Raw genomic sequence first — 21753 nt, forward strand, 5'->3', positions numbered from 1 at the left:
AATATACGCAAGCGATGAGGAATCCATGTGAAAACCAAATTCATATCCTAAAGATAAGCCAACCTCACTGCGTAATGAAGTAAATGGACGCATGTCACCTGTCATGCCATTCGATAATTTGATTTCTTTACCCTCAATACGCAACCATGTAAATTGTCCATAAGGCTGTAACCAACTGTTCTTTGACGTCTTAAGTCGATAACCAGCTTCAAAGGAAGTTCCCAATGCCCTTTGAGTATATGTTCCTTCAATCTCTAAACCATTCGTTGAAACGGCTTTTAGGGTATTTTGATAATGATTGTATTTTAAAATACCATCGAGATACCATCCACTATGATCAAAATAAGTGACATAAGCGCCAATACCATAAGTATTGNCCATAAGTATTGATTCCACTGTTACCCCCCCGTGCATGCGCAACACGGGCACGATCATAACTGCCAAAACCACCTATATAAAACTCTCCATTTTCCCACTCGCTTAAACCATTGATCCCCAAAACGATACCGGTCTGATCCAGTTTAAAATCTATATGCTCTGTCGCAATGCTCTCTTTAGATTTAATCGCATAAGTCCATAAAGCTGCATTCTTTTTACTTTTATCTAGAATTCCTCTTCCCGCACGTACGGTTTGCATTTCATTGTGAAAAACCATCGCTGGCGCCACAGACATAGACAATACCGCATCTGTAGAGGGAGTGGTCAAAAAGTGAGAAACTGAAAGTTTCTCACTAAATTGTGGCAAAGGTTGTTCTTTATGAACTGGACGTAAAATCATTTGATCGGCTAAAGATTGAGAAGAGGTTGAAACAGCAGTTTGTTGTTTTTCATCAGAAAGAGGATGAGAACTTCCTGAACCTAAAACTTCAATAACGTGACTTCCAAGAGAGAAAACAGTTGGAGATACAGAAGCCTGAGATTTTTGCCTTAAGTTTTGGCAGTTCTCTCTTCGACGTGGCAATTTTATAACATGCGCTTGTGGTGCTGCAATCGTTGAAAGAGAAGAAACCGATTGATTTTGATTTAAATGCCGCACAGATCTGCTTCTACTACGTGGTAAACTGTTGAGAAATGAAACATTATCAATAAATACTGCAGATAAATACCAAACTTTTTCGCCCCCACCCTCATCAATTCTCTGTTTTAAACCATACGTATAGGTTCCGCCATCAATAGTTTTAACATTTGCACCAGAAAAGCTTCTCAGGGTAAAATGTGCTCCTCCACTTTGATCAAAAATTAAATCAAGTTCTGTTGAAGAAGGATCAACAATTTCAATACCAGAATCTACGACACTTATTGTATGAAAACCACTCCCATTCTCAATAAAGAGGTAATCACCTTTTCCTTCTGCAAGGCTAACATTAAGGTCAAAATGTAGACTCCCTGCTAGATTATCAATATAAAGCTGAGAGTAATATAAATCATCTTCAGAAGAAGTAAAAATGACTTTTCCTACACCGCTTAACTGCTGAATGCGTGTACTTTTATCGTCAAACCCACGAGCAACGGAGTATAATTGAGCGTCTTCTCCGTTTAATTCAATGTTTTCTACTATAGTTTGTTGACCATTATCTCCAGCATCAAGATGGAGCCCACCAAAATCCTGAACTTTTATTTCTCCTCCTAATATTGCACCAGGAGAAATCCATGAATTAGCATTACCTTCAATCGTTAGATTCTTTACAATTCCACCTGCATAGACTTCTTGAACACCACCAGTGCGTAAAATGACTGTATTTGCTTCACCTCCTGCTAAAACACGCTGCACACCCTCTGAAAAGATTTCAGCATTTACAGCTAAACCGCCGGCTTTTTCTGCAAAGTTATCATCATTAGGAAACCATTTAGCAAGAGTTTGTATTCCTCCACTCATCACTTTTGTTCCCACAGCCATCCCATCATCATATACATTCTGCTGTCCTGGCGTATCACCTTGACCATACAGTATCGTGTTATAAGCGCTGCTCCCCACAATTCCACCATTTACATAACCATCTCCGAAAACAAGCTGCTCCCCACCATAAATTTCAGCTCTCAATGCGGTTCCTCCTCCCTCCACTCTTTGTTTTCCATCCTCGTAAATAATCGTAAATTCTGAAATCCCTTGTTCCCCTACAATCTCAACACCACCATTTTCAATGGTTGTATTTTTACTGAAACCACCAGCTTCAACATAAAGTCTTCCTGATCCCTGAATTGTATTATTAATAGACTTCTTAAGAACACCTTGCTCTCCATCATCAGAGACATAAACTACGTTATCATCACCGAGCCAAGAGCTTTGTAGAATTCCTCCTCCTTCCCCAATGCTGTAATGAATTACATCAGAGATACTAAAATCTTTTGACGATGTCATATTTTCTTCTTTTTCAGGAAGCTTATCTATAGGCGACTCCACATGAGGTGAAGGAATTACAGGAGCAGAAGTTATTTGTGATGTAGCCAAAGACCAAGTCTTTCCCCCATTATCATCTTTTGTCTTTAAGCCATACATGTAAGCTCCACCATCAATCGTACTCGTCTCTTCACCAGAAAAATCTGTCAGAGTAAAATGCGCATTTCCGCTTTGAACATGAATTAAATCAAGCTCCAAAACTAAATTCTGATCTTGTAGAGGAGAATTGGTAATTTCAACACCAGAATCGATAACACTTATGGTGTGATTACCTGATCCTTGTTTTATCAGAAGATAATCACCGCGCTGTTCTGCAAAATTAGTATGCAACCTAAAATGTAAACTCCCTGAAAGATCATTGATCTCAAGTTTAGAGTAATGTGGATTAAACACGGTAGAAGTAAAAATAACACGACCATTCCCACTCAGATTCTCAATCAAAGAACTTTCACCATCTATATTAGAGGCAATCGCGTACAATTTTGTATCTCTGCCATTTAAGACAATTTTTTCTACTTCAGTACGAGATTGCTCTGCACCAGCATAAAGATAAATCCGTCCAGAATCATTAACCGTTGTCTTTCCTTCCAATGTTGCGCCACCATGTAACCATGATTGTGCTTGATCCTTAACGGTTAAATCTTTTACATAACCTCCTAAATCTATTGCCTGAAAAGCAGTCCCTTCTAAAAGAACGCCAATCGCGATTCCTCCCGCTAAAACATGTTGCTGTCCACCAGAAAAGACCTTCGTATCAAAGGCAAAACTGCTATACTCGTCTAGATCCTCTTCTCCATAAAGATTTTGTATCCCTCCTTCCATGATCTGTGTGTTAAAAACCTCTCCATCACCATACACATTCTGATATCCTCGCACTCCATTCTCACCAGAAACGATAGTGTCATAGGCGCTGCTCCTCACCGTCGCACCTTTAATATCAGACTTTCCTGAAACAAATTGCTCACCTCCGTAAATTTTAGCCCCTTCAGCTTTTCCCCCCTCTTTAACCTTTTGTTGCCCACCTTTATGAACAATAGTATCCTGTGAAAGACCCTGTGTTTTAATAAGCTCAGTGCCACCTCTTTGAATTGTCGTATACAAGCTAAAACCACCGCTATAAACGGAAAGCTTTCCACCATCTTTAACTGTATTACTAATTGAAGTTTCTCCATTGCTATCAACTTCCTTGCTACTCGTGTCAAAGCTAGGATCTGCAATAGAAATAGTTGTTCCTTGATCAATTGTGAGTTCTGTAAGTAAATCACTTGATGAACCAGTATATGGTTTCAATACACTATCAAAAACTTGAGAAGTTGTCTCATCAATGGTGTGGTTTGCATCTAAGTACCAAATTTTACCAGTACCCTTATTGTTTCTATGTTTCAAACTGTACCGATAGGTTCCGGCATCAACAGTTCCGATTTTTTCACCAAAAGTGTTTGTCAGAGTAAAATGGGCATTTCCGCTGCGATCAGTAATTAATTTAAGCTTTTTGTAAGAAGAATTTGTAATTTCACGCCCAGAATCAGCCACACTTATTGTGTGAGAACCAGAGCCCCTTTTTTTAATCACAAGATAATCACTAAGCTGCTTGGCAAAATTGACATTAAAATCGAAATGTAAAGAACCTGAAAGATCATCGATATTAAGCTGTGAATAATGCTTATTAGTCCCTAAAGACGTAAAAATAACTCTCCCATTTCCTTTTAAATTCTTAACATTAATCTCAGTTTTTTTGCCGTTATCTTCAGACGCAATAATGTATAGTTTGCTATCTTCTCCATTTAAATTAAGATTTTCTACTTCCGTAACAGCTTCACCATTTCCAGCATAGAGATAGAGGTTGCCAAAATCATTAACATTTGTATTTTCACCTAATATCGCACCAGCAAAACCCCATGACCTTGCTTGATGATTAATAGTTAGATTATCCGCATATCCAGAATCATATATATTCTGAATAGCTCTATCGTATAAAGTAACTTCACTCGCATTCCCTCCTGCAAAGATATTCTGCATACCATTTTTAAAAAGTTCAGTACTCAGTGCAAAAGCCCCCTCATTAATTGTAAAATCTTCATCTTCTATATCGGCTGTATCAGCATCTTCTGAGAAACCGTTATGAAAATTCTCTTTACCATCAAGATTCTGGATACCTCCTTTCATAACCTTTGTGTCAACAGCCATCCCCCCACTATAAACACTTTGTATTCCTGGCATTCCATCTGCAGCATGAATTTCAGTGCCATAAGCACTACTTTCCTTATCTTTTCGCGACAAACTAGATCCAAGGCTTCCCTTACCAAAAATAATCTGCTCGCCACCATGGATTTGAGCCCCTTCTGCATTTGCACCACTCTCAACAATTTGTTTCCCCCCTTTTTTAACAGTAGCATATTCTGAAATGCTCAAGTTTTGGACAAACTCAATCCCACCATGCTCAATTGTCGTATCCCTGCTAACACTTGCTGCATCAATGTAGAGTTTTCCCCCTTCTCTAACCGTATTATTAATGGAATAAGCTGCATCTTTATAGTTAAAGCTATTTATTTCAGAACCTTCAGAGTCACGGTTAGTAATATAGATCGTAGCACCATCGCTTATTATTGAATTTGTGAGTACTTCAAAGAATAGCTTTTCTAATCTCTTCCTTTCCTCTTCTGAAAGATCACTTCCTTCTACTGTCTGTTTATTCTCTATCTTTTTTGATCCCCCCTTTTTTTCTTTTAGTCCCCTCACTTCCGATAACAACTTTCTTGTCTCTTCTAGGTGTTCACTGATACTTACTGGTGTTAATAACTTTTCTCTTGGTGTAGCTACTCCATATGCACTCGCAATCTTGACAAAAAAACCACTGGCCATTACCGCACAAAAACTTAATTTCAATTTGCGTTGCATTATTTACACTCCATAATTTTAAATTTAAATTCTCCCATTTAGAAAAAAGTGCATAGATCAAAACAACACAACGTAATTGCTCAACCTCATGTCTTTTAAGATAGCAAAGCATTCGATGGATTAAGCTCTGACAGATCAAATATACACCATGTGTTTTAAAATGCATGCACAACTAAAAGATTTAATTTGTTTTAGATACACTTTAAAAGTGTTATAATTGCATCCATGAAAAATATTTTTAATATTTTGAGACACTAAACACTGATCTACGAATAAGATTGATTCCTTAATAGATAAAAATGGCATTAAACTTTAAAGGAAACAGCAATGTGAATGAGAGCTGCGTTTATGGCCACCTATTGCCATCTTCTACAGCATTTAAAGCAGTGTCTTTATTTTATTCAATATGGATAATATATAGACCACTTATTCATACCCATCAGTCCATAATCATTGTTCTAATATATAACGAAGTGTCATAATATTGACTCGACACCGATTTGAAATTTCTATAGTTATAGTCAGTTAACTCGTCATTTGATTTGTCATATACTAAAAGGGACATTCTATTCATGTCTATAAACTCAGAAATGAAAGCTACAAGCAACAGAAACTCCCCTCGTCGGATTTTATTTGCAAGCCTTATTGGCCCAACAATTGAATTCTTTGATTTTTATGTCTTTGGCACTGCCGCAGCTCTTATATTTCCTCATGTGTTTTTTCCAACACAAAATGATCAAATTGCTATTTTACAATCTTTCCTAATATTTGGAGCAGCCTTTTTTGCCCGCCCTTTTGGATCAGTTGTTTTTGGACATTTTGGAGATAAAATTGGAAGAAAAGCAACACTTATCGCTTCTCTTCTCACAATGGGTCTTTCAACAGTCATTATTGGTTTTCTTCCTACTTATGAAATAGCTGGGTGGTTTGCCCCTTTCCTCTTAACCTTGTGCCGTATTGGACAGGGAATTGGATTAGGAGGAGAATGGGGAGGAGCTGTTTTGCTCGCAACAGAAAATGCCCCTCCAGAAAAGCGCGGCTGGTATGCAATGTTCCCCCAATTAGGCGTTTCAATAGGTTTGTTTTTATCTATTGCTGTTTATTTGGGTCTGCTGCATTTCCTTGATCGTGAAGAACTTTTAGCCTGGGGATGGCGTATTCCTTTTATTGCTTCAGTTGTTTTTATGATTATAGGATTATGGGTCCGTCTTTCAATCAATGAAACTGTTCAATTCAAAAAAACTCTTGAAAGTAAAAAACATGTCAAAGTTCCTATCATAGATGTCTTTTTAAAATGTCCACGAATCCTATTTCTTGGAATATTTTCTGGTATGGCAACTTTTGTTTTGTTTTACTTGGTTACTACATATTTGTTAAGCTATTCAACAAACCATTTGCAATTGCCATTTCATCAAGCTCTTCAAATCGAAATTGTCGGTGCTATTTTTTGTGGGATTTTTACTGTCATCACGGGAAGACTCGCTGACCGTATTAGACGTAGAACTTTGATGATTTGGATTACAATCATCACCGGTATTTATTCTTTCGCAATTCCTTATTTCTTAAATTCTGGAGTTATAGGAGTCCTTGCAATGTCTGTTATCGGTTTGTCTCTCATGGGAATGATATACAGTCCTCTTGGTGCTGTTTTGGCTTCACCATACCCAACAGCAATTCGATATACCGGTTCTTCTATTACTTTCAATTTATCTGCTATTATAGGAGCATCTCTCGCGCCTTATATTGCAGAATATCTGGTGCAACATTTCGATACATCTTATATCGGTTATTATTTGCTTCTTGCTTCTTTTATTTCACTGATTTGCTTCGTCGGATTTACAGATGATGAAATATCCAACTAAAATATAATAACGAAGAATAAAATAAGGACTGGCGGCAAAAATGCTGCCAGTTTCGTTTTTAAAGACAGGGGTTGAGGTATTTTCCACCACAATATTCCTGCAAACAAGGCACTCAAAAAGAAAAATAAAAAATCTGCAATATTGCTTATATAAGAAACAGCAAACATTTCTGATAAGATATGCGTTGTCCCCAACCATGAAACGCAAAAGAAGGCCAACATCACAGCCCATAAAACAAGCAAAATTCGATCAATAATTATCATTATGGCGTTTCGTTTTTTTAATTATAGTCCATATATTTAACATGCCTAAAAGAAAAATCACAATAAAAACCCAACGCCCTCCCCCTGAGCCTTCCGTAATAAAAAGTGCAGGATTTACTATTCCCAGTAATCCTATAAAAATCAGAACAATAGATACAAGACGCATTAAACCTGTTTTTCCCAGCGATAATCTTCAGTCTGTTGCCAATACGTTAAATTATGATTTTCCATTTTATATTTTTTCCACTGTGCACGAACGAGATTCAACTGCTCTTCACTTCTACCATCAAATATCACGACAAGCCGTTGATAAGCATCAATATCCGAACAAACAGCTCCCTCTATGAGAAAACGAATCTTTGAATCATTCGGATTTTCTTGTCCTGTCGTAAGAAATACAGGCTGAAAGTTTGGATATTGATCACACTCCGTTCCATGTCCAATAAATGATTCATCAGTATAAACCCATAAATGTATATCTATAGAATCGCGTTGTTCTTTACTCACACACTGTATTGTTACTTTACCAAAACGAGCCAATGCACGCTCCACAAGCGTCGGCAAAATATCCTTCAGCGTTGACTGCGTCAAATGATAGAATAAAATATCCAATCTCTTAAGCCTTCATCATTCTTTATAAAAAGCTAACATCTTTTTAAAAAAACTTCTATATCCCTAATACAAAGGAAACGGTTCAAGATATAAACCCTCTTTTTTGATTGAGATGCATTATCTTTTTGCACGTGTCTTTAAAAGACAAAAATTTTTATCTTCAACGTTAATAAAAAAGTTTTTTAAGTTATTTTCTAGATTCTTTGTAGACTATAGTTGAAAATAAAATATAATGTACGGAAAATTTAAAGAGGACCTCATAGGCAATTTTATATTATTTATTTGGTAAAAATATCCAATTCATGAAAGGGTATTTTTTCAAACTTTATTACATTTTAACCGAAAGCAGTAAGAATATTTGCTATCGAATTAAAAACTGAGGATTTTCCCCAATTTATGCGTATTATTGAGTTCTACATCCTGAAACGTGTCATTGTTTTGTTTAGTTCTGTCATGATTGCAGCAGTGGGCGTTAGTTGGACTATACAAATTCTTGCACGGATAAACTTTCTCACAACAAGTAAACAAACACTCCTCACAGTCTTACAATTTTCACTCTCATTGGTTCCTTCTGTTATTTTTGTTGTCATTCCGTTTGCATTAGTCATCGCAATTACAACCATCCTCTCAGCAATGCATCAAGACTCAGAACTTGCTGTCATCAATGCCTCTGGTTTTCCTAAAAGTACTGTTTGGAAACCTATCCTTCTTCTTGCTATTGTTGCATCCTGTATCTCCTTTTCTATAGCTAATTTTGTTGTTCCTCAAGCGCGTCTTCATATGCGACAAATGCTAGCAAGCGCTCATTTTGATCTTATTAATCTATTCATTAGTGAAGGGAGCTTCCAAAAACTCGCCAATAACCTTTACATAGAAATTGGCGAACGAAATCCAAATGGAACACTTGAACGCCTTTTCATTGCCGACCAGCGTGATCCTAAGACTGATCTTTTTTATTATGCAACAGACGCATCCATTGTGAGCAATAAAAACGGCAGTTTTCTGGTTCTCAATAACGGTGAAATAGAAAGAGTCAATCATCAAAATAACAGTGTTTCAATCGTGCAATTTAGCTCATATACTTTTAGCCTAGGAGAGTTTATCCCTAGTGATAAAACACCTACTCTTTATCCAAAAGATCGGTCTCTTTCTTATTTACAAAACCCTGACCCAAAAGATCCCTACTATCAACGAAAACCACTCCAATATAAAGCTGAATTTCACCGCAGATTAACACAATGGCTCTACCCTATTGTTTTTTCACTTATTGCATTAGCAGCAGCAGGGGATGTACGCTCCCATCGACAAGCTCGTCATTCCGCAAATATCTCGGCAATTGCCCTTTCTTTTCTGGTGTATTGGATAGGATATTTTTTCGCAGAAAAAGCAAAAAGCGATCTTGCATACGTTCCTCTCCTTTATATTATACCTATAGGAACAAGTGCATTTGTCTTTTTTATGCTTTTAACGAATCATAAAATTGGGCTTCCCACAAAAGTTAATGAGATACTTCAAATCGCTTTTCAAAAAATAATGAACAAATTTGAACATCGAAAATCTCAAGATTCCTCGGATAAAATATCATGATTGGGTGGACACTTGGACGATATTTTTTTATACGGTATCTTAAAATAACTTGTTATTTCTGGGGAAGCATTTTTGTTCTTGCTCTTTTAATCGATTTCACAGAGAATTCCGGTAGGCTATCTTCCCTTCCGCATTATACAGCAAAAGATGCATTTTTCCTCTCTGTTTTACGCATCCCTTTTATCATGCAACAACTTATCCCTTTCATTGCACTCTTTTCTGCAATGGCAACGCTTATCTCGCTCAACAAAAAACTTGAACTTGTGGTGACTCGTTCAATCGGTGTTTCTGCATGGCAATTTCTTATGCCAGCTTGTTTTGGAGCTTTTCTTTTAGGATTATTTTCAATTCTTCTCATTAATCCACTTGCTGCATGGGGATTTTCTCAAGCAGAAAAAAAGATGACTGAATGGCGCAATCACAATGTACTAACACCTCTTCACAATACAAGTATCCACTGGTTAACACAACGTACAAATTTAGGCAGAACAACCATTGGTGCTAAATCTATCACCGATCAAGGACTTTCTCTTCTCGATGCCACCTTTGTACAATACAATGACAATGCAACCGTTAAAAATTGGATTAACGCCCCAAAAGCAACCTTGACTAATGGATTTTGGCTATTAACAAATGGAACAATCTATAAAATAGGGCATCCTCCTGAAAAAATTACCGTGTTGCAAATAAAAACCAATCTAAAACCTGAATTTTTAACGGAACGTTTAGTGAATCCCGCAACTATTCCATTTTACCAATTGCCAAAAAAAATTATGATTGCACGTTCATTTGGCTATTCTGCTCATAATTTTGATATGTATTTCCAATCTTTGATTGCATTACCGGCATTGCTTGTGGCAATGACCCTCATTGCAGCAACTGTATCTTTAAATTTTACACGTTTTGGGCAATCTAGAACGTTGATTCTTGGTGGCGTAATAGCTGGGTTTATGCTTTATGTTATTTCCGTACTTGTTCAAGCTTTCGGTAATGCTGGATATATTCCACCAATTATTGCAGCTTGGACACCCGTTGTTATTGCGTTATTCTTAGGAATCTCTTTTTTACTTCATAAAGAGGATGGCTAAGTGAAAGCATTAACACTTAAAAAAACTATTTTAACAAAATTAAGTGCTCTCGCTTTTAAAAGTGTTGTGGGGGTTATTTTAGGAGGTGCTTTATCTTATTGTGCGCACGCTCAAAGCCTTCAATCTCCTTCTCAAAGTCGCATTCAAAATCCGGAACCTCCTCTTTTGCTCTCTGCGGATGAACTCATCTACAATCGTGATGAAAACACTGTTTCTGCACACGGTAATGTCCAAATCGAATATGATGGCAATAAAGTTGTCGCTCAAAAAATTATTTACAATCAAAAAACAGGACGGCTTATAGCACAAGGGAACGTTGAAATTACTCAAAAGGATGGTAATAAAATTTATTCCAACCAAATTGATATGACCAAAGATCTTGGCGAGGGTTTTGTAAACGCCTTACATATTGATACAGCCAACAATGTTCACTTTTCAGCCCAAAATGCTACACGCAAACACAATCACATAACAGTCTTTGAAAATGCAACCTATACAGCCTGTGAACCTTGCTCTTATAAACCAGATCGAGACGTCCTATGGAAAATTAAAGCAAGAAAGATCATATGGAATAATAGCGTCAAAAAAATTCGGTTTGAAAATAGCAGTTTTGAAGTTTTTGGTGTACCGATTATAAAATTTCCAAATTTTGAGATCTATGATCCAACTGTCAGGCGTGCTAGCGGTCTGCTTACTCCTCATTTTTTTTATACTGATTATCTCGGTATGGGGATAAAGAATTCTTATTTCTGGAATCTCGCCCCCCATTATGATTTTACCCTTTCTTCTACGGTTTATACCCAACAAGGGCTTTTAACCGAAGGGGAATGGCGTCAGCGTTTAAAAACGGGCCGTTATAACATTCGCTTTGCTCATATATATCAAATGAAACCGCATAGATTTGATAATGATACGATTGATGCCCAACATAAAAACCGTTATATGCTGGCGACAAAGGGGGATTTTCGTATTAACTCACACTGGACTTATGGATGGGATATTCTTGCACAATCGGATCGGCATTTTAGTCGTGCCTATAAACTTGAAAACTATAACAATCCTACACAACTTTCTCAGATCTATTTGAATGGTCTTGCAGGAAAAAATTATTTTGATATGCGTTTTTATCATTTTAAAGTTCAAGATTCAATACTGAATGATCCTCATTATGAACGTCACTCTCGACAAGCGTGGGTCTTACCACGCATCGATTATTTTTTCACACCAGATGAACCCATTTATAATGGAGAGCTTACCTTCCATAGTAATATGCAATCAGTTTATCGTCGCCATGCTGACTTCAGTTCACCCGACCAGAACGGAAACCCTCTCAACACAGTAAAACTTTCTGGTATGGCTGGAAATAGTTTGCGTTTAACAAACGAGCTTCAGTGGAAAAAGCGCTTCAACACGCACAACGGACTCATCTTAACCCCTCTTCTCTCTCTACGAGCTGATATCATTACAACCAATGCAAGCGAAAATCACACAGATTCTATAGAAAACAATGCCTTATCCGCAATTCATGGTTCAGCAATTCGTGGCATGGCAACAGCAGGGTTGGAACTACGTTATCCCTTCCTCATTACAGCTGATCATTCTACACATATTATAGAACCAACTGCACAAATTTTTATACGCAATAATGAACAATCTATTGGACAAATTCCTAATGAAGATGCTCAAAGCTTTGTCTTTGATGCAACCACTCTCTTTCAACGAGACAAATTTTCTGGTTATGATCGTGTAGAAGGTGGTACAAGAGCCAATATAGGTATAAGATATTCTGGAAGCCTTAATGATAATTGGTCTCTTTATGGTCTCATTGGACAATCCTTCCATCTAGCAGGAAAGAATTCTTTTGCAGAAAAGGACTTTATCAATGTCGGTACTCATTCTAGCTTAGAGGCAAAACGTTCAGACTATGTTGCAATGTTTGGTACAACCCATAAAAGTGGTTTTTCCTTAGAAACGCGTGGACGCTTTGACAAAAAAACAGGAAAAATCCGCCGTAGTGAAATCGAAGCATCACAAAAATGGCAAAATTTTTGGGCGGCTCTACAATATGCCTATATCGCAAAGCAACCAGATTATGAATATTCTCAAGAGCGCCAAGAAATTTCTTTTCAAACAGGACTTAAATTAGCAGATTATTGGTCCATTAATAGCAACGCCGGTTATGATTTAGTATCTGGTACATTTATAAAGCGAGGAATTAGCTTGAGTTATATGGATGAATGTTTCGGGTTAACATTCGGTTATCAACAGGTAACGAATCCAGGCAGGAAAGCACCCTTGCAAAACTTTAATTTCTCTCTTTCATTGCGTACGATTGCAGATATCGGAAAAAAGATAGATTAATTTATAAAGGGAATGTATCAGTCATTTAACTTATCATTGTTTTTATGAAAGAAAGCGTGTATTTTAAGTTGTTGATGAGAATTAATAAACAATGCGAAAGCCTATTTACATGAATAAATTGAAAAAGCGTTTTCTTGCTTTATTTTATATTGCATCTTTGAGCGTAAGTAGCCTGCTAATAAATGGATTTTTGATTCCGACAGTCTTTGCGCAGACTTCTATTGTTGTTACAGTTAATGGCAACCCCATCACAAATTATGATATACAAAGACGCCTTGCTTTTCTCAGGCTACAACAAAAGCAAGGCAATTTGGTGGCACAGGCTAAAAAAGAGCTTATTGATGAAAAGCTAAAAAATATTGAAATAAAACGTCGTAATATTGAAGTAAGCAATGATGAAGTTGATAGAGCTTTTGAGAATTTTGCGACACAAAATAATATGACGATTGATCAGCTCAACCAGATTCTGATCCAAACTGAGATCACAGTGCAACACTTTAAAGATTACATCCGTGGACAAATAGGATGGGGGCGTCTTGTTAGCGCACGCTATCAAGCTGAAACAGGTATGATTAGCGAACAAGAAGCTGTACGCAGAATATTAAAAAATGGTGGTGTAAAACCTTCAACCAACGAATATACATTACAGCGAATTGTTTTTGTCATTCCTGCACATCGTCGTTCAGAGATCTTTGAAAGACGTCAAAGAGAAGCAAGTAATTTTCGCGCACATTTCCGTGGATGTGCCAATGCTCACAATCAAGCAAGAGGTATTTTAGACGTTACTATCCGCCACTTAGGAAAGTTTCTGGAGCCACAACTTCCTAATGCATGGGAACAAGCTATTCTTGAAACGCCTGCTGGAAAAATGACAAAATTACAAGAAACATCTGATGGAATCGAAGCAATTGCTGTCTGCAAAATAAAAAGAGTTTCTGATGATTATGTCGCTCGACTGATATTTTCTCTTCAAGATAGTAAAAAAAGAAGCCCGCAAAAACTTGAAGAATTAAGCGACAAATATTTAGAAGAACTGCGCCGAGTGGCACGCATTCAAAATTCATAATGGCTGCTCTTATTGTTAGCGGTGGTGATCCTGCCGGAATTGGTCCTGAAATAGTACTAAAAGCGTGGAATTTGCGTGTTACGCGCCAAATTCCACCTTTTGTACTTCTTGCTGATCCAGATGTTATTCGTTCGCGCGCTCGTTTTTTACAGATTGATGTTGAGGTGCAATCTGTTTTAATCAATAATCCTGCAAAAAATTTTCAAAAAGCTCTTCCTATCATACCGTTAAAAAACAAACAAAGTGATCAATTAGGTATACCTTCATCGAAAAATACAGCTGGAATTATTGAAGCAATTAAACGCTGTGTTCAATTGATTCAAAATGGCCATGCATGTGCACTTATCACTTGTCCTATTGCAAAAAAGAGTCTTTATGATGCCGGTTTTCGATTTCCAGGTCATACAGAATTTTTAGCCGATTTAGCCCATAAAGCTTTTCATAAATGTTATCATCCAGTTATGATGTTAGCAGGACCCCGATTAAAAACAGTACCAATAACTGTTCATATTCCATTTAAAAATGTTCCTTCACAGCTTACCCGTGATTTAATTATTCAAACGGTACTTACTACTGAATATGACTTAAAAACAAGGTTTAAAATAACGTCACCCCGACTAGCTGTTGCTGGTCTTAATCCTCATGCTGGAGAAGGAGGTGCAATGGGAAAAGAAGATATTGAAGTTATCACTCCTGCTATTGAATATCTTAAAAAGAAAGGACTCAATATTGCAGGCCCGCTGCCTGCCGACACAATGTTCCATGAATGCGCAAGAAAGGCATATGACGTTGCCATTTGTATGTATCATGATCAAGCCCTTATCCCTGTTAAGACATTAGACTTTGACAGTACTGTTAATGTCACGTTAGGTCTACCTTTTATTCGCACATCTCCAGATCACGGAACTGCTTTTGACATTGCTGATAAAGGGATAGCCTCTCCTGAAAGCTTTATTGCTGCTCTTAAACTTGCAAATCAACTTGCAAAAAATAGTTTAAACCCATGCCAATAGATAATCTCCCTCCTCTGCGTGAGGTCATTGATATATATGGATTACAAGCGCATAAATCTTTGGGGCAGAATTTTCTTTTTGATCTTAATTTAACATCTAAAATTGCTCATCAAGCAGGCAATATAGAAGGAAAACCTGTTCTTGAAATTGGTCCTGGTCCTGGAGGTCTCACACGTGCCTTGCTAGCAAAGGGTGCCATTGTAACAGCAATAGAACGCGATGAGCGCTGCATACCGGCTCTCTTAGAAATAGAAAAACACTATCCTAAAAAATTAAAAGTTATTTGTAATGATGCACTGAAGCAAGATTTCTCAAAACTCTTTGAAACAAGCCCTGTAAAACCGCGCATTATTGCAAATCTTCCCTATAATATTGGGACACAACTCTTATTAAATTGGCTTTTGACTGAACCATGGCCTCCTTTTTATGAATCAATGACATTGATGTTTCAACGTGAAGTTGCCAAACGGATTACAGCTAAACCTCAATCTACTCATTATGGACGTCTTAGTGTCTTAACTGGCTGGCGTACCACTGCTAAAATTGCTTTTGATGTCCCCCCTCAAGCCTTCATACCAATACCTAAAGTAACGTCTTCCGTTGTTCATATTATTCCGCGAATACAACCTCTTTCCTGCTCTGCACAAAAACTAAGCCTCGTCACAAAAACCGCCTTTGGGCAAAGACGAAAAATGCTTCGTCAAAATCTCAAAATACTTGGAGGTGAAGAGCTATTAGAAAAAGCTGGAATTGATGGAACGCGCCGTGCTGAAACGCTCTCGATTTCTGAATTTGTAACTTTAGCGCATCTAGTGCTCTAAAAAATGCACTTTGTGTTATAAAACCTTTTTTAATCACAACATTTATCGATTTTTTCAGCAATAAGCCCATCAACAAAAGAGCCAAGATAAGAACAACGCTCACGTTTTACGGTTTCAGCTAAATAAATTGATTTAATAAAAGATAAAGACTGATCTAAATCTTCGTTAATCACAACATAATCATAAGAAAGCCAATGCTTTAACTCCGTTCGTGCATTTTCCAATCGCAAATTGACAGTATCTTGACTATCTTCTGCTCGACGATGTAAACGCGAAACAAGCTCTTTCATTGATGGTGGAAGAATAAAAACAGATACAGTGTCTCCTAGCATCTTTTTTTGCAGCTGCTCGGTACCTTGATAATCAATATCAAATAACATATCTTGGCCAGCATTCAATGCGCTTTCAACAGTTTCACGTAAAGTGCCATAATAATTTCCGTGAACTTCTGCCCACTCAATAAATTCATCCCTATCACGCTTATATTCAAACTCTTCTTTTGAAATAAAGTAATAATGCAGCCCATCTACTTCACTAGGACGCCTTTTCCTTGTAGTCATACTTACGGAAAGCTCTAATTGTCCCTCTTTTAGAAGTAATCGAGAAATTGTTGATTTACCAGCACCTGAAGGCGAAGAGAGAATAAATAAAAAACCGCGGCGTTGATTCATTTTTATAGTACTCAATTTACTTTCAAAGACTGTCATTACATCACTCTACTTTGTTCATAAATGTTTCTCCAAAATTTGAATTATACATTATCTCAACCTCTCTCCTAATCAATGTGTTTTCTTAGCAATTCTCAATGTTATTCTGCTCTTTTTTGAGATAAGGTATTAGCAGTATATTCACTTCTTTCTTAAATATTTTTATCCATACGCCAACCCCACTTGTGACAGACAAGAAAATGATTTTTTATCATTCTCATAAAAAGTTTAAATAGAAAAATTTTACTATAATTGGGATTCTCATTTACGATGCAAAAAGATGTGTTATCACTATAAATTCAATGTTTTGCCTTTAATTCTCGCCACTTGCGAACATTCATATTATGTTCCTCTAAAGTTCGAGAAAAAACATGCCCTCCTGAACCATCAGCAACAAAATAAAGTGCATCACTGCTTGGTGGATGTGCCACCGCTTTTAAAGAATCTCGACCTGGATTTGCAATAGCCGTTGGGGGCAAACCATTAATTTTATAAGTATTATATGGTGTTTCCTTCTCAAGATCTGAACGATAAATTGCACGACCGGATGGTTTTCCTTTTCCTCCGAAGAGACCATAAATTACTGTTGGATCCGATTGAAGACGCATATGCTTTATAAGGCGGTTATAAAATACCGCAGCAACCATTGGTCTTTCTGCTGCAATTCCCGTTTCTTTCTCAACAATTGAGGCTAATATAACAAATTCATCAATTGATTTAATGGGTAAATCAGGTGAACGCGTAGCCCATATAGCATGAATTAATTTTGTCTGTCCTTCACGCAACCTGTTTACAATCTCTTTACGCGTTGTTCCCCGAATAAAACGAACAGTATCCGTCATTAAATAACCTTCTGGAGGCAAAATTTTTGGAAGGTCTCCAATCAAAATTTCATTCGCAGCTAATCGATCGAAAACTTGCTGAACCGTTAAACCTTCAGGTACTGTAAATGTATACTCTATAGATTTTCCTTTCACAAGAATATCCATAATATCCTGCATCGAAGCATGAGCCGGAATTAAATATTCACCAGCCTTCAGATGCGTTGTTTTTTGGTGATAACCAACCCCATAAACAAAAATATCTGATGATCGAATGAAACCGCGTTTTTCTAGCAATGAAGCAATTTCACGAATTCCGGTACCAGGATGGATAAGAACAATTTGTTCTTCCTCAATTTTTCCCTTTTCTTCAAAAATACTTTTTCCAATATAAAGAGGAATACTTATGGCAAAAAGAATAATCACAATCAGCATAAGAAAAAAATGACCGAGAATGACCAACGGATTACGGACGATAGATGATTTCTTTCGTTTTTTATGTATTAACATGTCATAACTATCTGCTAAATGATTCGAAGAGGAATCACTTACGTCCTTTAATGATTTTCCATTTTTCACATCGGACATAACCCCTCAATAGCGATTAAGGATAATATTATAATTTCTTATTCACCTTATAATAAAGTAGAAAACTCAAAAGCAAAAATTAAATAAAAATACTTATTATCCCCTAAAACGTCGCATCACCAACGATGCATTTGTCCCACCAAATCCAAAAGAATTAGAAAGAATCGTATCAATCTTTCGTTCACGCGGTTTGTGTGGTACAAGATCGATTTTTGTTTCAATCGATGGATTGTCAAGATTAAGTGTCGCTGGGGCTATATTATCCCGTATAGCTAAAATAGAAAAAATAGCCTCAGCAGCACCGGCTGCACCAAGTAAATGCCCGATAGATGATTTCGTTGATGACATAGAAACTTGTGGTGCATAACTCCCTAAAACACGCTCAACAGCCGCTAGCTCTATGGAATCAGCCATCGTAGATGTACCATGAGCATTAATATAATCAAGTTCACTTACATTCACTTGTGCACGCTTAAGAGCAGCTATCATACTACGCTGAGCCCCTTCACCACTTTCTGAAGGCGCTGTAATGTGGTAAGCGTCACCAGATAAACCATAGCCAATAACCTCAGCATAAATACGCGCTCCTCGTTTTTTGGCATGTTCCAGCTCTTCTAAAACAACAACAGCTGCTCCTTCCCCCATCACAAAACCATCACGATCAGTATCATAAGGACGTGACGCCCGTTCAGGATCATCATTGCGACAAGTGGAAAGAGCTCTACAAGCTGCAAAACCTGCAAGAGATATCCGATTTATTGGAGATTCGGTTCCCCCTGCCACCATGACATCTGCATCACCAAACATAATCAAACGTGCCGCATCACCAATCGCATGCGCCCCTGTTGAACAAGCCGTTACAACAGAATGATTAGGCCCCCGTAAACCATATTGAATAGACACATAACCAGAAGCAAGATTAATCAAACGACCCGGAATAAAAAAAGGAGAAACACGACGTGGGCCCTTATCACGAAGCGTATAACCAGCTTCAACAATACCCTCAACTCCCCCAATTCCCGAACCAATTAACACGCCTGTACAAATCTGATCTTCATCACTCTTAGGAAACCATTCGGCATCTGCAAGCGCTTGGTTAGCAGCTGCCATTGCATAAACAATAAATGCATCAACTTTACGTTGCTCTTTAGGTTCCATATACAAATCAGCATTATAAGTCCCCTCTGTTCCATCCCCTAAGGGGATACGCGCAGCAATCTGGCATGGCAAATCTGACACATCAAACTCAGTGATACGTCGGACACCACTTCTTCCTTCAAGAAGTCGTTTCCAACTATATTCAGTATTACCAGCTAATGGAGATACCAACCCTAAACCAGTAACAACAACACGCCTCATAACTTCTAACCTTGAACTAAACTTCACCTCTCAAAGCTCTCTTTTCAAAAGAGCTCCGAAGAATATAGGCAAAAGCAATTTATGCCTTTGCCCTTTAGTAATCACGCAGAAGCTTTATCAATGAACTTGACTGCATCGCCAACTGTGAAAATCGTTTCAGCAGCTTCATCTGGAATTTCTACCCCAAACTCTTCTTCAAAAGCCATAACGAGTTCAACCGTATCAAGGCTATCAGCCCCTAGATCATCGATAAAGCTTGCATTTTCTACAACTTTATCAGCATTAACCCCAAGATGTTCCACGATAATTTTCTTAACGCGCTCTACTGTATCACTCATGTTGAAATCCTCGAATTTATATTTTCCTATAATTTGGTTAACTATATCGGTTCATCTAATCAAGCAATAGATGCATTACTTTAAAAGATTTTAGTAATGATTTAAAACATCCTGTGGATATCCCCTACAAAATGAACCAATCTGACATTCCGACATCAATTGATCAACGACCATATTAAAGAAATAGATGCATCTATCCATTTCAATCGTTACTATCTAAAATAATACAACTCATAAATCAATGTGGAATAAAATAAATACTCAAATCATTGCCATTCCACCATTGATATGGAGTGTTTGACCTGTCGTATAGGCTGCTTCATCGCTTGCTAAATAAACAGCAGCAGCGGCTATTTCTTGCCCACTTCCCATACGTTTCATCGGAATCGCAGCCATAATGGCTTCTTTTTGCTTTTCATTAAGCTTGTCTGTCATTGCGGATTTAATAAATCCTGGAGCAATACAATTGACAGTGATGTTTCGCGAAGCAATTTCTTGTGCCAATGCTTTAGAAAAACCTATCAAGCCTGCTTTTGCAGCACAATAATTCGTTTGTCCAGGGTTTCCCACAACACCAACAACAGATGTAATGTTGATAATCCTTCCATAACGGCGGCGCATCATAGAATGTATTAATTCACGCGTCAAAAGAGAAGCAGCTGTTAGGTTAACTTCTAAAACATCATCCCAGTCTTTATCTTGCATACGCACAAAAAGACCATCCCTAGTGATTCCCGCATTGTTAACCAAAATATCGACGCCATCCATTTTTCTCTCTGCAACTTCAGCCAATTGTTTAATCGATTGGCGTTCAGAAAGATTAGCGGGAAATACAAAAACATTCTGCCCTAATTCTGCCGCCACTTCTCTGAGCTTTTCTTCACGTGTTCCATGAAGTCCAACAATAGCTCCTTGTGCATGAAAGCAGCGTGCAATTGCCTCACCAATTTCTCCCGAAGCCCCCGTTACAAGAGCTTTACGCCCTGTTAATCTAAACATTTTTAAACTCCTTATAGATTAAACGCCAAGCATGCCTAGCGCTGATTCTATTTCATCAACTGTTCCAATTGTTACCCCCTTTATATCTTTGTTAATACGACGCGTTAAACCTGTTAATACTTTTCCAGAACCAACTTCAAAAAGCGTATCAACCCCATTCGCAGCGATCCATTCTATTGTTTCACGCCATCGCACCCTCCCAGTCACTTGTTGAACAAGAAGAGTAGTAATACGCTCTGGATTGCTCTCAGGTGCAACAGAAACATTGGCAATCAAAGGAACAATAGGGGACATTTTGTTAACAGTCAAAAGTGCTTTCTTCATGGCATCAGCAGCAGGTTGCATTAAAGATGAATGAAAAGGTGCAGAAACAGGAAGAAGAAGTGCACGTTTTGCACCTTTTGTTGATGCAATCTCTACCGCTGCCTCAACTGCTTTTGCTTTACCGGAAATAACAATTTGCCCACCACCATTATCATTAGCAATCTGACATAGTCCTTCTCCAGAAACAGTTTCACAAATTTCTTCCACAATGTGCTCTTCTAAACCAATTAATGCAGCCATAGAACCTTCACCAACCGCGACAGCAGCCTGCATAGCATTGCCACGAATACGCAAAAGTCTTGCCGTATCTGTGAGAGTAAATGTACCAGCAGCACAAAGAGCCGAATATTCGCCTAAAGAATGACCAGCAACAAACCTTACCTTTTCTTCTATACGAAGCCCTAATTGTTTCATCACACGAATGACAGCCATAGATACAGCCATTAATGCCGGTTGTGCATTTGCTGTTAACGTTAAAACATCTGCTGGTCCTTCAAAAATGATCTTTGATAATTTCTCACCCAAAGCATCATCAACTTCCTCGAAAACCATCCGTGCGACAATAAATTGCTCTGCAAGCGCTTTCCCCATACCAACAAGTTGACTCCCCTGCCCTGGAAAAATAAAAGCTGCACCCATTTATCAACT

The 21753-nt window shown here is 37.7% G+C and carries 16 protein-coding genes and 1 pseudogene; 7 read left to right on the top strand and 10 right to left on the bottom strand.

The genetic code is table 11. The annotated features are described in order from the left end of the window. Window positions 1–5296 (bottom strand): annotated as a pseudogene (gene bafA / locus ACFIK4_RS01340) (BafA family autotransporter); the annotation flags it as partial. A 572-nt stretch (window positions 5297–5868) separates the two neighbouring features. Between bafA and ACFIK4_RS01345 the strand changes: the two are divergent. After that, window positions 5869–7158, top strand: coding sequence for an MFS transporter (locus ACFIK4_RS01345; RefSeq protein ID WP_375620745.1), 1290 nt, complete (start codon window positions 5869–5871; stop codon window positions 7156–7158). On the opposite strand, the gene ACFIK4_RS01350 is transcribed toward ACFIK4_RS01345, so the two are convergent. The 3 genes from ACFIK4_RS01350 to ACFIK4_RS01360 are packed head-to-tail and all read right to left on the bottom strand — an operon-like array spanning window position 7155 to window position 8033. Continuing rightward, window positions 7155–7421: a hypothetical protein gene (locus ACFIK4_RS01350; protein WP_375611246.1), complete on the bottom strand. Its 267-nt coding sequence runs from the start codon at window positions 7419–7421 to the stop codon at window positions 7155–7157. The genes ACFIK4_RS01345 and ACFIK4_RS01350 overlap by 4 nt on opposite strands. Next, window positions 7408–7587 (bottom strand): hypothetical protein, encoded by a 180-nt coding sequence (locus tag ACFIK4_RS01355; protein WP_375611245.1) that lies wholly within the window; start codon window positions 7585–7587, stop codon window positions 7408–7410. The genes ACFIK4_RS01350 and ACFIK4_RS01355 overlap by 14 nt, the downstream gene beginning before the upstream one ends. Then, window positions 7587–8033, bottom strand: a complete 447-nt coding sequence (locus tag ACFIK4_RS01360; RefSeq protein ID WP_375652278.1) for a DNA polymerase III subunit chi — start codon at window positions 8031–8033, stop codon at window positions 7587–7589. The genes ACFIK4_RS01355 and ACFIK4_RS01360 overlap by 1 nt, the downstream gene beginning before the upstream one ends. Before the next feature lie 396 nt (window positions 8034–8429). Here ACFIK4_RS01360 and lptF point away from each other — a divergent pair, with 396 nt between their 5' ends. From lptF to rsmA, 6 genes are all read left to right on the top strand, one after another. Then, window positions 8430–9620 carry an LPS export ABC transporter permease LptF gene (gene lptF / locus ACFIK4_RS01365; protein WP_375611243.1) on the top strand — a complete coding sequence of 397 codons (1191 nt, stop codon included), beginning with the start codon at window positions 8430–8432 and terminating at the stop codon, window positions 9618–9620. Continuing rightward, window positions 9617–10708, top strand: coding sequence for an LPS export ABC transporter permease LptG (gene lptG, locus ACFIK4_RS01370; protein WP_375674682.1), 1092 nt, complete (start codon window positions 9617–9619; stop codon window positions 10706–10708). The genes lptF and lptG overlap by 4 nt, the downstream gene beginning before the upstream one ends. Further along, window positions 10709–13069 (top strand): LPS-assembly protein LptD, encoded by a 2361-nt coding sequence (locus ACFIK4_RS01375; protein WP_375674684.1) that lies wholly within the window; start codon window positions 10709–10711, stop codon window positions 13067–13069. 109 nt (window positions 13070–13178) lie between these two features. Beyond that, a complete protein-coding gene (locus ACFIK4_RS01380) occupies window positions 13179–14135 on the top strand; it encodes a SurA N-terminal domain-containing protein (protein WP_375629237.1) in 957 nt (318 codons plus the stop codon). Further along, window positions 14135–15148 (top strand): 4-hydroxythreonine-4-phosphate dehydrogenase PdxA, encoded by a 1014-nt coding sequence (gene pdxA, locus ACFIK4_RS01385; RefSeq protein WP_375638099.1) that lies wholly within the window; start codon window positions 14135–14137, stop codon window positions 15146–15148. Before ACFIK4_RS01380 ends, pdxA begins: the two co-directional genes overlap by 1 nt. Beyond that, complete coding sequence (gene rsmA, locus ACFIK4_RS01390; protein ID WP_375611238.1) at window positions 15139–15969, top strand: 16S rRNA (adenine(1518)-N(6)/adenine(1519)-N(6))-dimethyltransferase RsmA; 831 nt, start codon at window positions 15139–15141, stop codon at window positions 15967–15969. The genes pdxA and rsmA overlap by 10 nt, the downstream gene beginning before the upstream one ends. A 29-nt stretch (window positions 15970–15998) precedes the next feature. Here rsmA and gmk read toward each other — a convergent pair whose 3' ends face one another. The 6 genes from gmk to fabD form a co-directional block, all read right to left on the bottom strand. After that, on the bottom strand, window positions 15999–16676 hold the full coding sequence (gmk, locus tag ACFIK4_RS01395; RefSeq protein ID WP_375652280.1) for a guanylate kinase: 678 nt from the start codon (window positions 16674–16676) through the stop codon (window positions 15999–16001). A gap of 299 nt (window positions 16677–16975) precedes the next feature. Continuing rightward, window positions 16976–18085, bottom strand: coding sequence for an endolytic transglycosylase MltG (mltG, locus tag ACFIK4_RS01400; RefSeq protein ID WP_375674687.1), 1110 nt, complete (start codon window positions 18083–18085; stop codon window positions 16976–16978). Window positions 18086–18181: 96 nt separating this feature from the next. Next, complete coding sequence (gene fabF, locus ACFIK4_RS01405) at window positions 18182–19444, bottom strand: beta-ketoacyl-ACP synthase II (protein WP_375622331.1); 1263 nt, start codon at window positions 19442–19444, stop codon at window positions 18182–18184. A 101-nt stretch (window positions 19445–19545) separates the two neighbouring features. Next, window positions 19546–19782 carry an acyl carrier protein gene (locus ACFIK4_RS01410; RefSeq protein WP_004860281.1) on the bottom strand — a complete coding sequence of 79 codons (237 nt, stop codon included), beginning with the start codon at window positions 19780–19782 and terminating at the stop codon, window positions 19546–19548. Between the two features lie 261 nt (window positions 19783–20043). Next, window positions 20044–20781 (bottom strand): 3-oxoacyl-[acyl-carrier-protein] reductase, encoded by a 738-nt coding sequence (fabG, locus tag ACFIK4_RS01415; RefSeq protein WP_375652284.1) that lies wholly within the window; start codon window positions 20779–20781, stop codon window positions 20044–20046. An 18-nt stretch (window positions 20782–20799) separates the two neighbouring features. Next, window positions 20800–21744, bottom strand: a complete 945-nt coding sequence (gene fabD, locus ACFIK4_RS01420) for an ACP S-malonyltransferase (protein WP_375612933.1) — start codon at window positions 21742–21744, stop codon at window positions 20800–20802. Window positions 21745–21753: the final 9 nt, after the last annotated feature.

It is taken from the genome of Bartonella sp. AP9QHHD (assembly GCF_042195625.1).
GTDB lineage: Bacteria > Pseudomonadota > Alphaproteobacteria > Rhizobiales > Rhizobiaceae > Bartonella.

Coding starts and splice junctions, on each gene's coding strand:
- ACFIK4_RS01345 (WP_375620745.1), top strand. CDS start 5,869: ATGTCTATAAACTCAGAAATGAAAGCTACAAGCAACAGAAACTCCCCT.
- ACFIK4_RS01350 (WP_375611246.1), bottom strand. CDS start 7,421: ATGATAATTATTGATCGAATTTTGCTTGTTTTATGGGCTGTGATGTTG.
- ACFIK4_RS01355 (WP_375611245.1), bottom strand. CDS start 7,587: ATGCGTCTTGTATCTATTGTTCTGATTTTTATAGGATTACTGGGAATA.
- lptF (WP_375611243.1), top strand. CDS start 8,430: ATGCGTATTATTGAGTTCTACATCCTGAAACGTGTCATTGTTTTGTTT.
- lptG (WP_375674682.1), top strand. CDS start 9,617: ATGATTGGGTGGACACTTGGACGATATTTTTTTATACGGTATCTTAAA.
- ACFIK4_RS01380 (WP_375629237.1), top strand. CDS start 13,179: ATGAATAAATTGAAAAAGCGTTTTCTTGCTTTATTTTATATTGCATCT.
- pdxA (WP_375638099.1), top strand. CDS start 14,135: ATGGCTGCTCTTATTGTTAGCGGTGGTGATCCTGCCGGAATTGGTCCT.
- rsmA (WP_375611238.1), top strand. CDS start 15,139: ATGCCAATAGATAATCTCCCTCCTCTGCGTGAGGTCATTGATATATAT.
- gmk (WP_375652280.1), bottom strand. CDS start 16,676: ATGACAGTCTTTGAAAGTAAATTGAGTACTATAAAAATGAATCAACGC.
- mltG (WP_375674687.1), bottom strand. CDS start 18,085: ATGTCCGATGTGAAAAATGGAAAATCATTAAAGGACGTAAGTGATTCC.
- fabF (WP_375622331.1), bottom strand. CDS start 19,444: ATGAGGCGTGTTGTTGTTACTGGTTTAGGGTTGGTATCTCCATTAGCT.
- ACFIK4_RS01410 (WP_004860281.1), bottom strand. CDS start 19,782: ATGAGTGATACAGTAGAGCGCGTTAAGAAAATTATCGTGGAACATCTT.
- fabG (WP_375652284.1), bottom strand. CDS start 20,781: ATGTTTAGATTAACAGGGCGTAAAGCTCTTGTAACGGGGGCTTCGGGA.
- fabD (WP_375612933.1), bottom strand. CDS start 21,744: ATGGGTGCAGCTTTTATTTTTCCAGGGCAGGGGAGTCAACTTGTTGGT.